Here is a 17,377-nt window from a genome sequence, read left to right as displayed (position 1 = left end):
GTGGCACGATTATACCACACGACAAATTTGGACATGAGGGTACGTTTTTCGCGCTTCGAACAGGTCTCAAGCCCCGAGCCCCTTATCGCTAGCATGCGGCGTTGGAAGCCGCACCATACCAGGTGGCGTGGCGCGAGGCCGGTGAAAAACGGGCGTCGATATGCTATTGTGGGGACACCGAGTGTCGGCACTTCAGGGCCGAGACGGGACACCTTATCGAACGGACGCAGGAGGAGCGAATCAGGTGGCAGTGAAGACCGTGTTGACTCCGGACCAGGAGGCGGAAGTGGCACGCCAACTGGCCATCATTCGGCGCGGGACGGCCGAGATTGTCCCGGAGGACGAGTTGGTGGAGAAGCTCGCGCAGTCCGTGCGGACCGGCAAACCGCTGCGCGTGAAGCTCGGCATTGATCCGACGTCGTCTGACATTCACCTAGGCCACACCGTGGTGCTGCACAAGTTGCGCCAGTTTCAGGATCTCGGGCACCAGGTCTTCCTCGTCATCGGGAGTTTCACGGGCCAGATTGGCGATCCGACCGACAAGGCGGAGACGCGCAAGCAGCTTTCGGCGGAAGAAGTGGCCGAGAATGCGAAGACGTATGTGGCGCAGTTGTACAAGATCCTCCATCCGGAAAAGACGCAGGTCGTCTACAACGGGGATTGGCTCGCGCCGCTCGATTTTGCGCAGGTCATCCGCCTCGCCTCGACCATCACCGTGGCCCGCATGCTCGAGCGGGAGGACTTTCAAAAGCGTTTTCAGGACAATCGCCCGATCCACATCCATGAATTTTTCTACCCGCTCATGCAGGCGTACGACTCGGTCCATCTGCGCGCGGACGTGGAACTGGGGGGAACGGACCAGAAGTTCAACCTGTTGATGGGCCGTCACCTTCAGCGCGAGTTCGGCCAACCCATGCAGGTGGCCATCATGTTGCCTTTGTTGGAGGGGCTGGACGGCGTCCACAAGATGTCGAAGAGCCTTGGCAACTACATTGGCGTGAACGAGGAGCCCAACAACATGTTCGGCAAGCTCATGTCCGTGCCGGACAGCTTGCTGTTTAAGTATTACGAGCTGTTGTCGCTCCGGCCTCAGGAGGAAATTGAGGCGATGCGCAGGGAAGTCGAGGCCGGGCGGATGAATCCGCGCGACGCCAAGATGCAGCTCGCCGAAGAACTCGTCGAGCGCTTTCTTGGCCCGGATGCGCGGCGCGAAGCGGTTGAACACTGGCGGACCGTCTTTCAAAAGGGCGGCGTGCCAGACGACATTCCCGAGCGGCGGGTGTCGGGCGAGGCGCAGTGGATTGTGAAGTGGCTGGTGGAGCTTGGCCTTGCCCAGTCGAACAGCGACGCTCGCCGCGCCATCCAGGAGGGCGCCGTGCGCCTGAACGGAGAGAAAGTGACCGACATCGATGCTCAGTACCGCCCACAGGACGGCGACGTCCTCCAGCGGGGCAAGCGGCAGTTTGTCCGGCTGCGCGTGGAATGACGGATTTCCGCGCCGCGAGGCATTCGCCGCCTCACGCTCGCGTACGTATGGACGAGGGGGTGAGGGCGGTGCCGAGATGGTTCGTGCCTCGCCCTGGGCGCGCGGTGCGCCCACGTCTGGCACGCGCGCCGGGGCGTCGGCGATCCGGGCGCAGATGGTTCGGTTTGGTCCTTGGGTGTTTGGGGATCCTCGTCCTTTCTGCGGGTTGGCTCGAATGGAGGCTCGCGCCGATGGTTCGCACGGCGTCGGCGACGCTCGCCGCGCGCGTCGCGACGGAAGCGCTGAACGAGGCGATGGGCGAGGTGCTCTCGTCCTATCCGGACGGGAGAGATCTGGTCAGCGTTCGCGTCGAACGCGGGGCGAGCGGCCAGGCGTTGTCCATCGTCACGCTCGACATGGCGAAACTCGCCAAACTTCAGACGGAAGCCATCCACGCAAGCGAAATCCGCCTTCAAACCCTTCGCAGACAAACCCTCGCGTTGCCCGTTCTGCAGGCGCTGTCGGGCTCCATTATCGCGGGATATACCGCGACGGTTCCGGTGTCCTTTTCCCTCGTTGGCGCCGTTCACGCGCGCCTCGATGCGGACGTAGCCTCGAAAGGCGTGAATCAAGTCGTGCACATCGTCTACCTCGAGCTCACCGCGGACGTCATGACCATCACGCCGCTCGTCCGATCGCCCGTGCACGTCACGGCGAGATCGCCCGTCGTGTACGTCATCATGAGTGGCCCTGTGCCGAATGTGGTCTATCCCGGCGGCGTGAGTGCCACCTCGTAGGCTTCTGCATATACTGCTCTAGCTTCCGCGAAAGCCTAGGAGGTTAGAGCCAAGATGAAGAAGTACGTGGTCAAACCAGGGGAGTCGCTGTATCAGATCAGCCGAAAGACGGGCGTGCGCCTGCCGCTGATTCTGGCCGCCAATCCGCAGATCAAGAGCGCCAGCGACCTGACGCCGGGCATGACCATCGTCATTCCGGAACTCGGCAAAGGGACCTCGTCGAAGCCCAAGCCGAAAAAAGCGCAGCCCAAGTCGCATCAGCCCGTGAGTAAACCGTATTTTGGCTACGTGTGGCCGCACACGGTGCAGCCCGGCGAGACCTGGGCCACCATTGCGGATCGCTACCACGTCTCTGTGGAAGACCTCGAGCATCTCAACCCGGCCATCGCCTCCCGCGATCTGACGCCCGGACTAGTCGTGTATGTGCCGCTCGGCAACCAGCCTGTCCTGCCGACGGGCACGCCCGAGGCGGCCCCGGGCGCCTGGATGAACGCTCCCGTCCCCGGGCCATCCGACGGAATGCCCGCGCAACATGCGCCCCACGTCCTCTTCGGCGGCCAGGGTCACCAGGGGCACTTGCAGAAGCCGCCGGAAGTGACGCCGAGCGAAGTCGTCGAACCCTGGAAGCCGCAAGAAGCAGAGGCGCCGTCGGACGAAGGTCAGGCTGGCGCGGGCGAGATGCCCGAGGAGGACGCGCTCGTGGGTCCCGCGTTCGACGGCGGATCGCACATGCAGCAGCCGCCGAAAGGGATGCCGAGCGAAGGTGTCGAACCCTGGAACCCACCACAAGAAGCAGAGGCGCCGTCGGACGAAGGTCAGGCTGGCGCGGGCGAGATGCCCGGGGAGGACGCGCTCGTGGGTCCCGCGTTCGACGGCGGACCGCACATGCATCAGCCGTTCCGGCGCGCGGAGCCGATGCTGCCCGAGACCGACGAAGAGGGCTGGTCCAAACCCTTCGTCGTGCACGTGGGGAACGATGGGTGATGGACGCCGGAGAAGTGGCCGATCTCGTCCGCAGCGCGTACGGCATCGAGGCCGACGCCATCGTGCACAAGCGCACGGTCTGGGGCGTTGTCGCGGGCGCGTCAAGGTACATCTTGAAGCGGGCGCGTCCGAAGGACAGCGAGGAACGGCTGCGAGCGCTCGCCGACGTCCTTGGCCACTATCCGCGCCAGGGCGTTTCAGCCGCCAGGCCCCTCGAGACGTTGCGCGGAACCATGCGCGTCTCGGACGGGCGCGGCGCCTGGTATTATCTTCAGCCTTGGCTCGAAGGCCGGCACGTCGACGCGAGCGACGAATTGGAGCGCCTTGCCGTCACGCGAGCGCTGGCGCGAGCCCAGCGCGCCGCGCCCATCGGGGCGCCCCGTGCCTTACAAACGGCCACGCTGCGCGACAAGTGGCGAGCGAAGCTCCAACTCCTCGAAAGGCTCAGCGCCATGCCGGTGGAGGCCGACGTGGCCGAGTCGCTTCAACGCATCGCCACACGCGCCCGCGCCGTCTACGCATCCTACGAGGAGGCGCGCCCGCTTGCTTTCTGCCATCGCGATCTCGCCCCCCACAACGTGCTCGTCGGCCCCGGCGGAAGCGTCATGTTCATCGACTTCGATCACGCCGGTTACGACGACCCGTTTTCCGATCCGATCCAGTGGGTGAGCCACGTCGCGTATCTGGTGCCGCTCAGTCCGAGCGCGTATCGACGGCTCTGGCTCGCGTACGCGCAGGCGGCGGAACTGGACGACGACGAACTCCTGTCGCTGGCGAGGCTCGGGACGTGGCCCGACATCGCGCTGCGCGCGCTCGCGGAGGCGTTTCGCGCGGGGGATCCCGAGCGCAGGACGTGGCGGCTCCGCTACGCGCTCCGATGCGAGGAGGACCGCGCTCGCGTCCACGACGCCTGGCTGCGCGAGCTCGAGACCTGATGGGCATTCGGGCTGCCGCCAGGCGCTTTCTTCCGTTTGTTCGGTGCACCATGTATACTGTTTGGGTACCAAGTCGACGGGTGGGGGAATGGACGTGGGTTGGTCGGCGTTCCGCGTCGCCATCGCGCAGTTTGCGCCTAAACTGGGCGACGTGTCCGCGAATTTGAGCCGGCACCTCGATTACGTGGACGAGGCCAAACGGGCCAACGCGCAGGTGCTCGTGTTTCCTGAGCTCGGGCTCACGGGTTATCAGACGCAGGATCTGACGCTCGAGGTGGCGCGCCACGTGCGTCATCCCGACATTCAGCGTATGATTCAGGCGAGCCGGGACCTCGATGTCCTGTTTTCCTTCGTCGAGGAGACGGACGACTGTCGCTTCTTTGTGACGGCGGCGTATGCGTCCGGCGGCCGCCTCGTGCACCGGCACCGAAAGGTGTACCTTCCGACGTACGGCATGTTCGACGAACGCCGCTATTTTGCGCCGGGCGATCGCGTCCGCACCTTCTCCGCGCGAGGGGGACAAGCTGGCATCTTGATCTGCGAAGATGCGTGGCACCTGTCGAGCCCGTACCTGCTTGCGGTGCAAGGCGCGTCCGTGATCTACGTCCCGGCGTCGAGCCCGTGGCGCAACACGATGGCAGCTTCCGAGTTCGGTTCGCACGCCTTCTGGCGCCAGTTGCTGCAGATGTACGCGCAGCTGTGCGGCTGCTTTTTCGTGTTTGCCAACCGCGTGGGGTACGAGGACGGGGTGCATTTTTACGGAGGCAGCGGCGTGATGGGCCCGAACGGCGAATGGGTTGCCGAGGGACCCGCGTCGGAAAGCGCGATGATCGTGGCCGATCTTGACTTTCGAGACGTGCGGCGGGCGCGCTACACCACGCCGCTCATGCGCGACGAGCGCGTTCGCCTCGTGCTCGCCGAGATCGAGGAGGCTGTGCGCAGGAGGTCGACCGATGAGGCCGGAGATTGAGGCGAAGCTTGCGTTGAATCCATCGCTTGTCACCTCGGTGCTGACGGGGTTTCTGCGCGACGAGGTCACGAAGGTGGGCTTCCAGAAGGCCGTGTTTGGCCTGTCGGGCGGCATTGATTCCGCGCTGACGGCGTTTCTGGCGGCGGAAGCGCTCGGGCGGGATCGCGTGCACGCGGTGCTCATGCCCTATCGGACGAGCCACCCGAAGAGCCTCGAGGACGCGCTCAAGGTCGTGGAGGCGCTCGGCATTCCGCACACGGTGATTGACATCACCGCGCCCGTGGACGCGTACTTCGAGCAGGTGAACCGGGTCCTCGGCTGCGAGGCGAGCGCGCTTCGGCGGGGCAATCGAATGGCGCGCGAGCGGATGGTCACGCTCTACGACCTGTCAGCCGCCATGAACGCGCTCGTGCTCGGCACGAGCAACAAGACGGAGCTCTTGCTCGGCTACGGCACCCAGTTCGGGGACATGGCGAGCGCGCTCAACCCCATTGGGGACCTGTACAAGTGCCAGGTGCGGCAACTGGCCGCATACCTGGGCGTGCCGAAGAGCATTTTGGAGAAGGCGCCGAGCGCGGACCTTTGGGCGGATCAGACGGATGAAAAAGAGCTCGGCTTCACGTACGACGATGCGGACGAGATCCTGTACCAGTGGGTGGACCTCCGGATGTCGCCCGACGAGATCGTCGGCCGCGGTTATTCGGAGCGGTTGGTGCGAGCCATTGTCGATCGCGTCCGGCGCAACCAGTACAAGCGGCGCATGCCGATCATCGCCAAGCTGTCGGGGCGGACCATCGGCCTCGATTTCAGGTATCTGCGCGATTGGGGAACTTGATGCTTGGAGTGAATGGACATGGCGGGACATTCGAAGTGGCACAATATTCAGCGGCGCAAGGGCAAGCAGGACGCCATCCGCGGGCAGTTGTTCACCAAGCTGTCCAAGGACATCTACCAAGCGGCGCGCGAGGGCGGCGGTAATCCGGAGACGAACTTCCGATTGCGCGTCGCCATCGAGCGGGCGCGGGCGAACAACCTGCCCATGGAGAACATTCAGCGGACCATCGCGAAGGCGACCGGGCAGCTCGAAGGCGTCACCTACGAGGAGTTGCTCTACGAAGGATACGGGCCGCACGGGGTGGCGCTCTTGCTCGAGATCCTCACCGATAACCGCAACCGCACGGCGGCGGAGGTGCGTCACCTGTTCCGCAAGCACGGCGGTAACCTCGCCGAATCCGGCGCGGTGGCGTGGATGTTTCAGCGGTTCGGCGAGATTGTCGTCCCCAAGGACAAGGTGGACGCGGATGAACTGATGATGGTGGCGCTTGAGGCGGGAGCCGAGGACGTGATCGAGCGATCCCGCACGTACGTGGTGAAGACGGCGCCGGACAACTTCCGCGCCGTGCGCATGTCTCTCGAGGAGAAAGGCATCCCCTACGAGGAAGCGTCCCTCACGTATGAGGCGTCCACCAAGATGGACCTGCCGGAAGATGCGTTGGAGCAGGTGTACGATCTCGTCGAGGCGCTCGAGTCCCTGGATGACGTCCAGACCGTGTACACCAATCTCGACACGGGGGACGACGACGAGGAAGCCGACGAGTGAGCGCATAGGGGCCTCGCATCTGCGCACATTAACCTCTGAACCTTCTCAGTGAGACAGGAGGCAGGTTCAGATGGCCATGCGAAACGGTGGGTTCCGCGCACTGGCCGCGGCCTTGTCCGCCTGCGCCTGGCTAGCGTCGGGCGCTTGTGTCGATGCCCGCGAGGCCGTGGCGGCGAGCACGGACTTTGGAGGGCATCATCGCGGCCATCATTCCGCGCGCCGCGTCATCTTGGTCAACGAGACGAATGCCGGTGCGATGGTGGTGGAGCGGCGGCAGGTGGCGGACGACGCCGTGGTGGCGTTTGCGGGATCGAGGCCCGCCTGGCGGCTGGACATTCCCCTGAGCTACTACTTCCTCACGCCCGTCTATCTGCGCGATCCCGGCGGGCAGATTCCGGGCGATCGCTCGGTGTGATGACGCGATCGCCTGGTTTCATCCCATCCTCTCTATTTTCCATATCTGTATGGGTAGGAGTTTCGAGGGTCAGTGGCGAATGACCATAGAGAACAAGAGGAGGAGCGAACGTGGAGTCCTTGCGCATCCTTGGCGTGGATCCGGGCTTGGCCCGGCTGGGATTCGGCATCATTGAGCGAGGGCCAGGCGATTCGCTCCACCATGTGACGCACGGTTGCATCGAGACGGGCGCGGACACGCCTTTGCCCGAGAGACTTCGGCACCTGTATCGACAGCTGACGGAACTGTGTCGCACATATCAGCCTGCGGTGATGGTGGTGGAGGAGCTGTTCTTCAGCCGCAACGTCACGACGGCGTTCACGGTCGGCCAGGCGCGGGGTGTGGCGCTTTTGGCGGGCGCGGAGGCGGGCCTGGCGGTGGCGGAGTACACGCCCATGCAGGTCAAGCAGGCTGTCACAGGGTATGGGCGGGCGGACAAGCGACAAGTGCAGGAGATGGTGAGGCTCCTGCTGCGCTTGACGAGCGTTCCGAAGCCCGACGACGCCGCCGACGCGCTGGCGGTGGCTATCGCGCACGCGCACGCTGGCCGCATTGGCGAGCTGGAGGCGAAGTTGGCTATGGGCAAGCGGACGGGATGGGTGTGGGAACGGGGGCGTTTTCGGTGATTGCGTTTTTGAGGGGGCGCGTGGCGTTCCTCGGCCCGGGTTATGTCGATCTCGACGTGCGCGACGTGGGCTACCGGGTGCACGTGTGCGATCGCACGCACGCCGCGCTGAACCCCGGCGACACCGCATTCTTGTATACGCATCATCATGTGCGTGAGGACGGCTGGGCGCTCTACGGGTTCGAGACCGTGGAGGAACGGGCTCTCTTCGAACGTCTGGTGGCGGTGTCCGGCATCGGGCCGAAGTTGGCGCTTCAGGTCATCGGCGCGACAGGCGTGAGCGAGATGGTGGCGGCCATCCTGGCGGAGGACGCCGAAGGTTTGAGCCGCCTGCCCGGCATTGGCCGCAAGCTCGCGAGCCGGCTCATCGTCGAGTTGCGGGAGAAGGTCACCGACTTGGCGCCCGCCGCCCTTTACGCCCCTGGTCCGGCGTCCCGGCCGCAGGGCCGGGCGGAGGAGGACGCGGTGTCAGCGCTCGTGGCGCTCGGGTACCGCCTTCGCGAGGCGGAGGAGGCGGTGTCGGCGGTCGGCAAAGGCCACCAAAGCGTCGAGGAGACCATCAAGGCGGCGCTCACCTACCTGTACGCGCGCGAGGCGCGAACCGAGCCGCTGTCGAAACCGTAGCCGAGGGATGAGGAGGTGGCCGGATGGACGAGCGATTGATTTCTGCCGAATGGATGCGCGAGGACGCGCAGCTTGACACCATTCGCCCCCGTTTTCTCGACGATTACATCGGCCAGCGCGCCGCCGTGGAGAACCTGCGCATCTTCATCCAAGCGGCCAAAGAGCGCGGAGAACCGCTCGATCACGTCCTGTTGTACGGCCCGCCGGGACTCGGCAAGACGTCCCTCGCGATGATCATCGCCAACGAGCTCGGCGTCCAAATCCGGGTGACCTCCGGTCCCGCCATTGAGCGCGCGGGCGATCTCGCCGCCATTCTGACGAATCTGCAGCCGGGCGACGTGCTGTTTATCGACGAGATCCACCGCCTGTCCCCGAGCGTGGAAGAGGTTCTCTATCCGGCGATGGAGGACTTCGCGATCGACATTGTCATCGGCAAAGGTCCTAGTGCGCGCACGGTGCGGCTCGATCTCCCGCCGTTCACGCTCATCGGGGCGACGACGCGCGCGGGGCTTCTGTCGCATCCGCTGCGCGACCGTTTCGGCGTCATGCTCCATCTGGACTACTATCCGGCGCGCGATCTCGCCGAGATCGTCAAGCGAAACGCGCGGATTCTCCAGCTCAGCATCACAGAGGATGGGTGTGCCGAGATCGCCCGGCGCGCGCGAGGAACGCCGCGCATTGCGAACAGGCTGTTGAAGCGGGTGCGCGACATTGCGCAGGTCGCGGGCTGGCCTGAGGTCGACGCGGCGAGGGCCGCCGAGGCGCTCGCGCAACTGCACGTGGACCCCTTGGGACTCGACGCCACCGACAAGCGGATCCTGGAGGCGGCGATGGACAAGTTCGGCGGGGGGCCCGTGGGGCTCGACACGCTGGCGGCGGCGGTGGGCGAGGAGCCGTCGACCCTCGAAGACGTGTACGAGCCGTACCTCCTCCAGATTGGCTTCTTGAAGCGGACGCCGCGTGGGCGCGTCGTCATGCCCTCCGCCTACCGCCACCTGGGGCGCGCCGTGCCGTCGGGCTGAAGATGTCTCACGGCGCCGGTACCCCCGTAAACGCCGGGCCCGCAACGAATTCATGAGGTGAGGTGGGAGCGTGGGCGTTCTCCCGTTTCGCGGAAGGTCGTTCGACGAACGAAACGAGTTGGCCCGACTGCTCCAAAGTGCAAAAGCCGGAAATGCGAACGCGCGAAACGAACTCATCGCGCTTTACATACCCTTCATTCTGCGCATCGCGTCGCAGACGGCCAAGCGGTATATTGATCCGCACGCGGATGACGAGTACAGCGTGTCGCTCGCGGCGTTCAACGAGGCCATCGACCGGTATCAGGATGAGCGCGCGGCGTCGTTTTTGACGTTTGCAGAAACCGTCATCCGGCGGCGCCTCGTCGATTTCTTCCGGGCTCAGCGGCAGCATCGCGCCAGGCTTCGCCCGTGGAGCGAGTTCGACCAGGCCGACGAGGAGGACCACGTCTCGAATTGGGTCGAGGTGACGTCGTCCATCGCCGAGCATCAGCGCCGGGAAGAGGCCGCGATGCGGGCGTATGAGATCGAAGAGTACGCTCGTAGATTGGAAGAGTTTGGATTAACGTTCGAGGAGTTGGTCGAGCTCTCGCCCAAGCACGAGGACGCTCGTCAAAACGCGCTGTCGTGCGCCCACGCCATCGCGTCTGATCCGGAACTCGTGACCTACGTCTTCCGGCGCAAGGCGCTGCCGCTGCGCCAGGTGGAGGAACGGGTGCGGGTATCGCGCAAGACGCTCGAGCGCCAGCGCAAGTACATCCTCGCCATGGTTCTCTTGTTGTCCGGCGACTTTCCCATGTTGAAGTCGTTTCTTCTCAGGGCGGAAGGGGATTGACATCATGCGTGTGCGAACTCGGGGTCGCGCCGTCGTGGTGGAGCTCCAGGGCCATCGCGCCATTTTGCTCACGGACGACGGAGCTTTTGTGACGGTGGCGGCGAAGCCAGGGATGTCGGTGGGGGACGTGATCGACGTCGGCGCCGGACAACCAATCGCCTGGGGGTGGCTGCGCGGTTGGGCCAGACGCCGGGTGGCGATAGGCGCCATCGCGGCCTGCGCGCTGTGCGCCGCGATTTCAGGGAGCGTCTTGTCCATGGCAGGGTGGGGGGCGCGGCCTCACGCGCTCGTGTCGGTCGACGCCAACGCCGAGTGGAGCCTCGCCGTGGATCAGAACATGCACGTGGTGTCGGCGAGCGCCTACAACGCGGTGGGCCAGGCCGTCCTCGCCCACGTGCGCGTGAAGGGTCAGCCGCTTGCAGATGCGGTCCGGTCCCTCGTCGCTGAGCTCGCGGCCGAGGGGCAGATGCCGCGAAATGACAGCGTCGTGGTGGCCACCACTTCGCTCGACGGGGACAGCGCGGGCTCGGACATCGATCGCGCCGTGATGAGCGCCGTTCAGGGCGTCACGCGGGGCGCGGGCCACGTGTACAGCATGGCCCTGTCGCCGAGCGTCTGGAATCAAGCGCTCGCGAACCACGTCGCACCTGCGCAGTACGCAAGCTACCTGCTTGCGCAGGAGGTGGGTGTCCACGTGCACCTGAGCGATTTGAGTTCGGCCAATGTTCAGACCGTCGTGGCACAGGCCCACGATCTGCACACGGCCCTCCAGGGATTGAACACCGGCAACTACGACGAAGTCGCGAGCATCGTGGAGGCGGCGCTCAGTCAGACTTTGAACTCCCGCGGCGAGCCTCGGTATAATGGGTGATGCTCGTTCGTCCCGTACGACATCGCCCTAGGCTATGCACCCATGAGACGAAACGGGCTGTCCCGGCATCGGGGCAGCTTTTTTTCGCGTTGACGAACCGTAGAACTTTTGGGAGGAATGCACGTGCGCGTCGAGGACTTCGACTACGAACTTCCTGAACATCTGATTGCGCAACAACCGTTGCCAGAGCGCGACCAGTCTCGGCTGCTCGTCGTGGATCCGGTGGACCGCGTGGTTCGGCACCGCATTTTCGCTGACATCGTCGAGGAGTTGAATCCCGGCGACGTCCTGGTGATGAACGATTCGCGCGTGTTGCCCGCGCGCCTGCACGCCGCAAAGCCCGACACGGGTGGGCACGTCGAGCTTTTGCTGGTGCGCCCTGTCGAGGGTCAACCGAACACCTGGCAATGCCTCGCCCGCCCCGCGAAGCGGGTTCGCACCGGCCACAGGCTGCTCGTCGGTGAGAACGACGGGCGCGTCGAACTGGAAGTCGTGGGCGAGGAGGACGAAGGCATACGGCTTGTGCGGTTCCACACGGATGAGTCCGTGATCGACGTGGCGAATCGGCTGGGCGAGATGCCCCTCCCGCCGTACATCCATGAAAAACTGGAAGATCAAGAGCGGTACCAGACCGTATACGCGAAACGCGTCGGATCGGTCGCTGCGCCCACGGCGGGACTCCATTTCACGGAGCGATTGTTGCACAAGCTTCAGGAGAAGGGCGTCGTGCTGTGCCACGTGACCCTGCACGTCGGGATCGGGACGTTCCGCCCGGTGCAGGTGGAGAACGTGGAAGAGCATCACATGCACAGCGAGTGGTACGAAGTCAGCCCGGAGACGGCGGAGACGGTGAACCGGGCGAAATCGGAAGGCAGGCCGGTCATCGCGGTCGGCACCACGGCGCTCCGCACCCTGGAGGCGGCGGGGCAGTCGGGTGTGCTGGAGGCGAAACAGGGCGAGACCGACATCTTCATTTATCCAGGCTTCAAGTTCCACATCATGGACGGCCTCATTACCAACTTCCACCTTCCGAAGTCGACGCTGTTCATGCTGGTGTGCGCCATCATGGGGACGGATTACGCCAAGGCCGTCTACCGCGAGGCGGTGGAGCGGTCGTACCGCTTCTTCAGCTTTGGTGATGCGATGTTCATCAAGAGGAGGGCCGACGTTGCAGGCGCCCGTGAGGTATGAGCTCCTCAAACGGTGTTCGCAGACGGAGGCGCGGAGGGGCCGCCTCTACACCCCGCACGGCGTAATTGATACGCCTGTGTTCATGCCGGTTGGAACCCAAGCGACCGTGAAGACGATGGCGCCGTGGGAGCTGGAGGAACTTGGCGCGGGCATCATCCTGGCGAACACGTACCACCTTCACCTTCGCCCGGGCGAGGACATCGTGCGCCGGGCCGGTGGGCTGCACGGGTTCATGCAGTGGAAGGGCGCGATTCTGACGGATAGCGGCGGGTTTCAGGTGTTCAGCCTTGCGAGCCTGCGGAAGTTGAGCGACGAGGGCGTTCAGTTTCGCTCCCACATCGACGGCAGTCCGCGTTTCTTCTCGCCCGAGACCGTCATGGCCATCGAAAACGCGCTCGGGGCGGACATCATCATGCAGCTCGACGAGTGCCCGCCCTATGGCGCGACGAGATCGTATTTGGAGACCTCGCTCCGGCGGACGCTGGCGTGGGCAAAGCGGTGCAAGGAGGCGCACGCTCGCCCGGAGGAGCAGGCGCTGTTCGGCATTGTGCAGGGCGGAGAACATCTGGACCTCCGGCGGCAAGCCGTGGAGGCGCTTGTGGAGCTCGATCTGCCCGGCTATGCCATCGGCGGGCTGAGCGTGGGCGAGCCAAAGCCGCTCATGTACGAGATCCTCTCGCATGTCGCGCCGCTTTTGCCGGCGGACAAGCCGAGGTATCTGATGGGCGTGGGCAGCCCGGACGATCTCTTCGAGGGCGTCGAGCGAGGCGTGGACATGTTCGACTGCGTGCTACCGACCCGCATTGCGCGCAATGGAACGGTGTTCACGTCGACGGGCAAGGTGGTCATGAAACACGCCCGGTATCGAGATGATTTTCGCCCTATCGATCCGTCCTGCACCTGCCGGGTATGTCGCACCTTTTCTCGCGCCTACATCCGGCATCTCCTGAAGGCGGACGAGATTCTCGGCGTCCGTCTGACCACGTATCACAACGTGCACTTTTTGCTCAACCTGATGAGGGAAATTCGAAAGTCCATCGAGGAGGACAGGTTTTTGGCGCTGAAGCGCGAATTCTACAACAGGTACGGTTATACATCCGAGCGAGAGGACGTGTGAGGTTGAAGGGTAGTAGCATGTTGTTTTTGATTCTCTTGATTGTCGTGTTTTACGTGCTCGTCCTGTTGCCGCAGCGCCGGCAGCAGAAGAATCGCGCGGAGATGCTGAAAAAGCTCGGCCCCGGAGCGCGGATCATGACGGCTGCGGGACTGTACGGCGAGATCGTGGCGATGCAAGGCGACATCGCCATTGTGCGCATCGCGGATGGCGTGGATGTGGAGATGGATCAGCGCGCCATTGTCCGCGTCCTGGAGGAGGGCCGTGGACTGGACCACGAGGAACCGGTGGAGGAGGACGAGGCCGAGGAGCGCGACCACGACGAGCGCGGTGAGCGAGGCGAGGTGCCCGACGAGGCTCCTGACGAGGTTTCGGAAGCGGAACGCGAGTTCGACGAGCACCGGAAGGAGCACGGCGGCACTTAAGTCAGAATGGGGAGGTCGGTCGAGCGCCCATACGGCCCATCGGCCTCCCGCATCCTGCGGTGGGGGTTACGAGCGGACCCACGCGCTGCCTAGGACGCCTCCGAATGCGCCAATGACGGACATGAGAAGGATGCGAAAGAGGCCGCTTGCGTCGAACGTGAACGTGTTGTCGACGAACAGACCGATGGCGACCATGATGATGGCGTAGAGGAGCCCGGTCGCCCCTCCGTGAAACCATCCTCGGCCTTGGTCTTGGCGCGCAGCCGCAATGGCGCCAAACAGGACGGCGAGGCAGTGGACGACGTACGCGGCCGTCGTGATTCGCTCAGGGCCCCATTCGCCGTAGTGCGCCATTAAGAATACGACGAGGGTGCCGACAAGAGCGACGCAAAGGCTCCAGACGGTGCCGTAGACGACGGGGATGGCGCGGAGCACGTCGAATCGATGGCCTTCGTTCCCTCTCGACACGGCGCATCACTCCTGGTCCAAGTTTCTCTACACGATATTCGGCGAGATCTGCGATTATGATCTTGTCCGGCGAGAGATGAACTGTTTATACTGGAAACTTGAAGAATTCGAACGGGCGCGGGTTGGGGTGGGGGTGTCGGTATGGCGGAAGGCATACCGCTCAAGCGACAAACCGTGTACAGTCTGATCGTCGGAATTTTCGGGTGTGGAACGGCGCTCGTGGGGCTGCCCGAGCTCCGGTCGGTGAACCCTTGGTTTTTCATCGCCATGCTGGCGCTCGCCTGCCTGGTGGAGTCGATGCCGGTTCCGCTCCGGCTTGGAACCGCCAGTCTAACCCCCGCGGTTCTTTTCTCGTACGTGGCGCTCGACGGGCGAGAAGAGGCAATCTTGTGCGCGATTGCGGCCGCTTTCGTACCTGCGAAGAGGCGCCACTGGGACCTCGAGACGGCCTTTTTCAACGCCGGGCAATACGCGCTCTCCACGCTCGCCATGTGGTGGGTGCTTCATGATCTCATCACCCTGCCCATGACGCGCATCGACGCGCCTGCCGTCGGCGCGCTGGTCGTGTCTGCGGCGGTGTTTCTCGTGGTCAATCACGCGTTTGTCCAGGTGATTCAGTGGCTGCGGGGAGCGTTCCTCTGGCCAACCGTGTGGGCTGCGCTCGTGACGGATCTCATCAACCTCGCGCTGTGCATCCCGTTCGCCCTGCTCGTCGTCATGTTGAATGCCACAAGCGCGTGGCTCGCGCCGGTCATGGTGCTGCCGCTTCTCATGCTGGCCTACATGCTCCGTTCCCATCGGCAAGCCATGGATCTACAGGAGATTCACGAGTGCCTCGCGAATCTGGCGACCGAATTTGACATGCGGCAAATTGCGCTTGAGGCGGCGCATCTCGCCCGAAGAATGACGCTCGCCGACTGTGTCGCGGTTTTCGTCATCGATGGCCGCGGGTGTTTGGTCCCCGCCGCCGTCTACCCGCGCTCCTACGAGGCCGAGTTCTCGATGGAAGGCTGGCCGGAATCCGAGGGCGGCATCATCTGGAAGACCATCCACCAGCGCGATCACGTCATCGTTCCGGACGTGCGCAAGGACGCGCGCGTGCGGTTCCTGGGGGAAACGACCACCTTTTTGAGCATGGCCATCTTTCCCATGCATGCGCATCAGAAGGCGCATGGCGCGATCGTCTGCTACGCCAAGCGCCCCAAGGCGTTCAGCCACATGCACGAATACATGGACGCCCTGGCCAACCAGGTGTCCGTGCTGCTGGAGAACGCCAAACTGTACCAGGAGCTTCAGGATCGATCGTTCCGGGACGAGGCCACTGGGCTCATGAATTACCGGTACTTCTACGAGGAGCTCGCTCGCCGCGTTCAGGCGTCGCTGAGGGAGAACCGGCCGGTCTCCGTGCTGATTGTCGACGTGGACTTCTTCAAGCGATTCAACGACACGTACGGCCACTTGGCAGGCGACGTCGTGCTACGGGAGGTCGGGCGCATCCTCGAGCGCCACGCGGGGCCAGACGGCGTGGCGGCGCGTTACGGCGGCGAGGAATTCGCCGTGCTGTTGTGGGCGAGCGCGCACGAGGCCTTCGAGGTTGCGGAAGCCATCCGCCAGGACGTGTCGAAGCTCGCCGTGGACTTCGAAGGTTATCATCTCCAAGGGATCACCGTCAGCATCGGCATGGCGACCTGCCCGGACCACAGCGAGTCGGATCGCGACCTTCTCGTCAAGGCGGACAGCGCCATGTACTGGGGCGCCAAACAGCGGGGTCGCAATCGCACCGCCATGTATGCGCCTGAGTTTGATACGCAGTTGTTCGTCGATCCGCTGACAAGCCTCTACACCCATCACTTCGTGAACATCCGCGTGCGAGATGAGGTGGCGCACGGCACCACGTGCTGGGGTGTCATCTGCCTCGATCTCGTCCGGTTCAGCGAGATCAACGCCACGTATGGGTTCGAGGTGGGGGACGAGGTGTTGCGCCAGGCTGGGGTCGTCATTCGCCAGGTGTTGCGGCATTCCGAGCTCGCGTGCCGATACGGGGGAGATGAAATGCTCATCGTCATTCCCAACGTGTCGGATGTGGAGCTCGCCGGGATTTGCCGACGCGTGACGCAGGCCATCGAACGCCATTCCTTTCACGTCGGCGAGAACATCCTCTCCGTCCGCGTGGCCTGTGGGATAGAAGTCTACGATGTGATCCAGGATGGTGCGGATTTGTTCAACCGGATCGAGGAACTCTTCGCGCGGCTCCACGTCCCTCTGCACGCCAGCGAGTCCGAGTCCCCGTCTCACTCCGTCTAGCGGCATGGAACAGCCCCTTCTCCGGGCATACTGCCACCGTGAGGAGGGGCTTCATCATGCCGCACATCCCTCTTTGGCAGTTTCCACTTCGCGCCTTGATTCTCTATCTCATGGTGATGGTGGCCCTGCGCATCATGGGCAAGCGCGAGATCGGCCAACTCTCCGTGTTTGATCTCGTCGTGTCCATCATGATCGCGGAACTGTCGACGCTGCCCATGGAGGACCGCCGGGTTCCCATTTGGGAGGCCGCGATTTCCATCGGGTCACTCGTCTTGTTTCAACTCACCGTCGCCGTTCTTCAGATGAAAAGTCACCGGTTCCGCCACTGGATTGAAGGGGAACCGTCGGTGCTCATTGCGCATGGCCGCATCTGCGACCGGGAAATGCGCCGCATCCGGTACACGGTCCACGATCTTCTGACGCAGTTGCGCGAACAAGGATACGCGGATGTGGCGGACGTGGAATTTGCCATCTTGGAGACGTCCGGCCAATTGAGCGTCGTGCCGAAGCCGGAAGCGCGTCCCCTCACGCCGCGCGATCTCGGCATCACCGCACAAGAGACCGGACCCGCACTCACGGTGGTGGTGGACGGCAAGCCCGTTCAGAGCGCGCTCGAGCACTTGGGACAAGACGAAGCGTGGCTGCGCGAACAGCTTCGCCTCCGTGGCCGCGAGCTGGAGCGCGTGTTTTATGCGC

The 17,377-nt window shown here is 64.1% G+C and carries 18 protein-coding genes and 1 pseudogene; 18 read left to right on the top strand and 1 reads right to left on the bottom strand.

Annotated features, from left to right (window positions below; translation table 11 throughout):
• Window positions 1–244 precede the first annotated feature (244 nt).
• The 16 genes from tyrS to yajC all read left to right on the top strand — a co-directional run bounded on the left by tyrS (window position 245) and on the right by yajC (window position 13,909).
• A complete protein-coding gene (gene tyrS, locus AS26_RS06640; RefSeq protein WP_062307534.1) occupies window positions 245–1,486 on the top strand; it encodes a tyrosine--tRNA ligase in 1,242 nt (413 codons plus the stop codon).
• Window positions 1,487–1,554: 68 nt separating this feature from the next.
• On the top strand, window positions 1,555–2,262 hold the full coding sequence (locus AS26_RS06635) for a sporulation protein YunB (RefSeq protein WP_245629652.1): 708 nt from the start codon (window positions 1,555–1,557) through the stop codon (window positions 2,260–2,262).
• Between the two features lie 54 nt (window positions 2,263–2,316).
• On the top strand, window positions 2,317–3,246 hold the full coding sequence (locus AS26_RS06630; protein ID WP_062307530.1) for a LysM peptidoglycan-binding domain-containing protein: 930 nt from the start codon (window positions 2,317–2,319) through the stop codon (window positions 3,244–3,246).
• Window positions 3,246–4,181 carry a phosphotransferase enzyme family protein gene (locus tag AS26_RS06625; protein ID WP_062307528.1) on the top strand — a complete coding sequence of 312 codons (936 nt, stop codon included), beginning with the start codon at window positions 3,246–3,248 and terminating at the stop codon, window positions 4,179–4,181. Before AS26_RS06630 ends, AS26_RS06625 begins: the two co-directional genes overlap by 1 nt.
• A gap of 88 nt (window positions 4,182–4,269) precedes the next feature.
• Window positions 4,270–5,151, top strand: a complete 882-nt coding sequence (locus tag AS26_RS06620) for a nitrilase-related carbon-nitrogen hydrolase (protein WP_174519924.1) — start codon at window positions 4,270–4,272, stop codon at window positions 5,149–5,151.
• Window positions 5,135–5,986, top strand: a complete 852-nt coding sequence (locus tag AS26_RS06615) for an NAD+ synthase (protein WP_062307526.1) — start codon at window positions 5,135–5,137, stop codon at window positions 5,984–5,986. The genes AS26_RS06620 and AS26_RS06615 overlap by 17 nt, the downstream gene beginning before the upstream one ends.
• A gap of 18 nt (window positions 5,987–6,004) precedes the next feature.
• Window positions 6,005–6,751 carry a YebC/PmpR family DNA-binding transcriptional regulator gene (locus AS26_RS06610; RefSeq protein ID WP_062307524.1) on the top strand — a complete coding sequence of 249 codons (747 nt, stop codon included), beginning with the start codon at window positions 6,005–6,007 and terminating at the stop codon, window positions 6,749–6,751.
• 70 nt (window positions 6,752–6,821) lie between these two features.
• Window positions 6,822–7,166 carry a hypothetical protein gene (locus AS26_RS06605; protein WP_062307522.1) on the top strand — a complete coding sequence of 115 codons (345 nt, stop codon included), beginning with the start codon at window positions 6,822–6,824 and terminating at the stop codon, window positions 7,164–7,166.
• Window positions 7,167–7,276: 110 nt separating this feature from the next.
• Complete coding sequence (gene ruvC / locus AS26_RS06600) at window positions 7,277–7,831, top strand: crossover junction endodeoxyribonuclease RuvC (protein WP_062307520.1); 555 nt, start codon at window positions 7,277–7,279, stop codon at window positions 7,829–7,831.
• Window positions 7,828–8,454, top strand: a complete 627-nt coding sequence (gene ruvA, locus AS26_RS06595) for a Holliday junction branch migration protein RuvA (RefSeq protein ID WP_062307517.1) — start codon at window positions 7,828–7,830, stop codon at window positions 8,452–8,454. The genes ruvC and ruvA overlap by 4 nt, the downstream gene beginning before the upstream one ends.
• A gap of 23 nt (window positions 8,455–8,477) precedes the next feature.
• Window positions 8,478–9,476, top strand: a complete 999-nt coding sequence (ruvB, locus tag AS26_RS06590; protein WP_062307515.1) for a Holliday junction branch migration DNA helicase RuvB — start codon at window positions 8,478–8,480, stop codon at window positions 9,474–9,476.
• Between the two features lie 70 nt (window positions 9,477–9,546).
• The gene (gene sigI / locus AS26_RS06585) at window positions 9,547–10,308 is read left to right on the top strand and encodes an RNA polymerase sigma factor SigI (protein ID WP_062307512.1); all 762 of its coding nucleotides are present in this window, start codon (window positions 9,547–9,549) and stop codon (window positions 10,306–10,308) included.
• A gap of 4 nt (window positions 10,309–10,312) precedes the next feature.
• On the top strand, window positions 10,313–11,179 hold the full coding sequence (locus tag AS26_RS06580) for an anti-sigma factor domain-containing protein (RefSeq protein WP_062307510.1): 867 nt from the start codon (window positions 10,313–10,315) through the stop codon (window positions 11,177–11,179).
• A 123-nt stretch (window positions 11,180–11,302) separates the two neighbouring features.
• Window positions 11,303–12,370, top strand: a complete 1,068-nt coding sequence (queA, locus tag AS26_RS06575; protein WP_083516007.1) for a tRNA preQ1(34) S-adenosylmethionine ribosyltransferase-isomerase QueA — start codon at window positions 11,303–11,305, stop codon at window positions 12,368–12,370.
• Window positions 12,348–13,487, top strand: a complete 1,140-nt coding sequence (gene tgt / locus AS26_RS06570) for a tRNA guanosine(34) transglycosylase Tgt (protein ID WP_083516006.1) — start codon at window positions 12,348–12,350, stop codon at window positions 13,485–13,487. The genes queA and tgt overlap by 23 nt, the downstream gene beginning before the upstream one ends.
• Before the next feature lie 17 nt (window positions 13,488–13,504).
• On the top strand, window positions 13,505–13,909 hold the full coding sequence (gene yajC, locus AS26_RS06565) for a preprotein translocase subunit YajC (protein WP_245629651.1): 405 nt from the start codon (window positions 13,505–13,507) through the stop codon (window positions 13,907–13,909).
• Window positions 13,910–13,975: 66 nt separating this feature from the next.
• Here yajC and AS26_RS06560 read toward each other — a convergent pair whose 3' ends face one another.
• Window positions 13,976–14,377 carry a TIGR04086 family membrane protein gene (locus AS26_RS06560; protein ID WP_062307502.1) on the bottom strand — a complete coding sequence of 134 codons (402 nt, stop codon included), beginning with the start codon at window positions 14,375–14,377 and terminating at the stop codon, window positions 13,976–13,978.
• Between the two features lie 141 nt (window positions 14,378–14,518).
• Between AS26_RS06560 and AS26_RS06555 the strand changes: the two genes are divergently transcribed.
• Together AS26_RS06555 and AS26_RS14900 are read left to right on the top strand one after the other, a co-directional pair.
• Entirely contained in the window at window positions 14,519–16,681 is a 2,163-nt protein-coding gene (locus AS26_RS06555; protein WP_062307499.1) for a sensor domain-containing diguanylate cyclase, read from the top strand.
• A gap of 56 nt (window positions 16,682–16,737) precedes the next feature.
• Window positions 16,738–17,370, top strand: a pseudogene (locus AS26_RS14900) (DUF421 domain-containing protein); the annotation flags it as partial.
• Between the last annotated feature and the right edge of the window lie 7 nt (window positions 17,371–17,377).

The sequence above is a fragment of the Alicyclobacillus sendaiensis NBRC 100866 genome, from assembly GCF_001552675.1.
GTDB classification, from domain to species: domain Bacteria; phylum Bacillota; class Bacilli; order Alicyclobacillales; family Alicyclobacillaceae; genus Alicyclobacillus; species Alicyclobacillus sendaiensis.
This window is presented reverse-complemented; position numbering and strand designations above follow the sequence as displayed.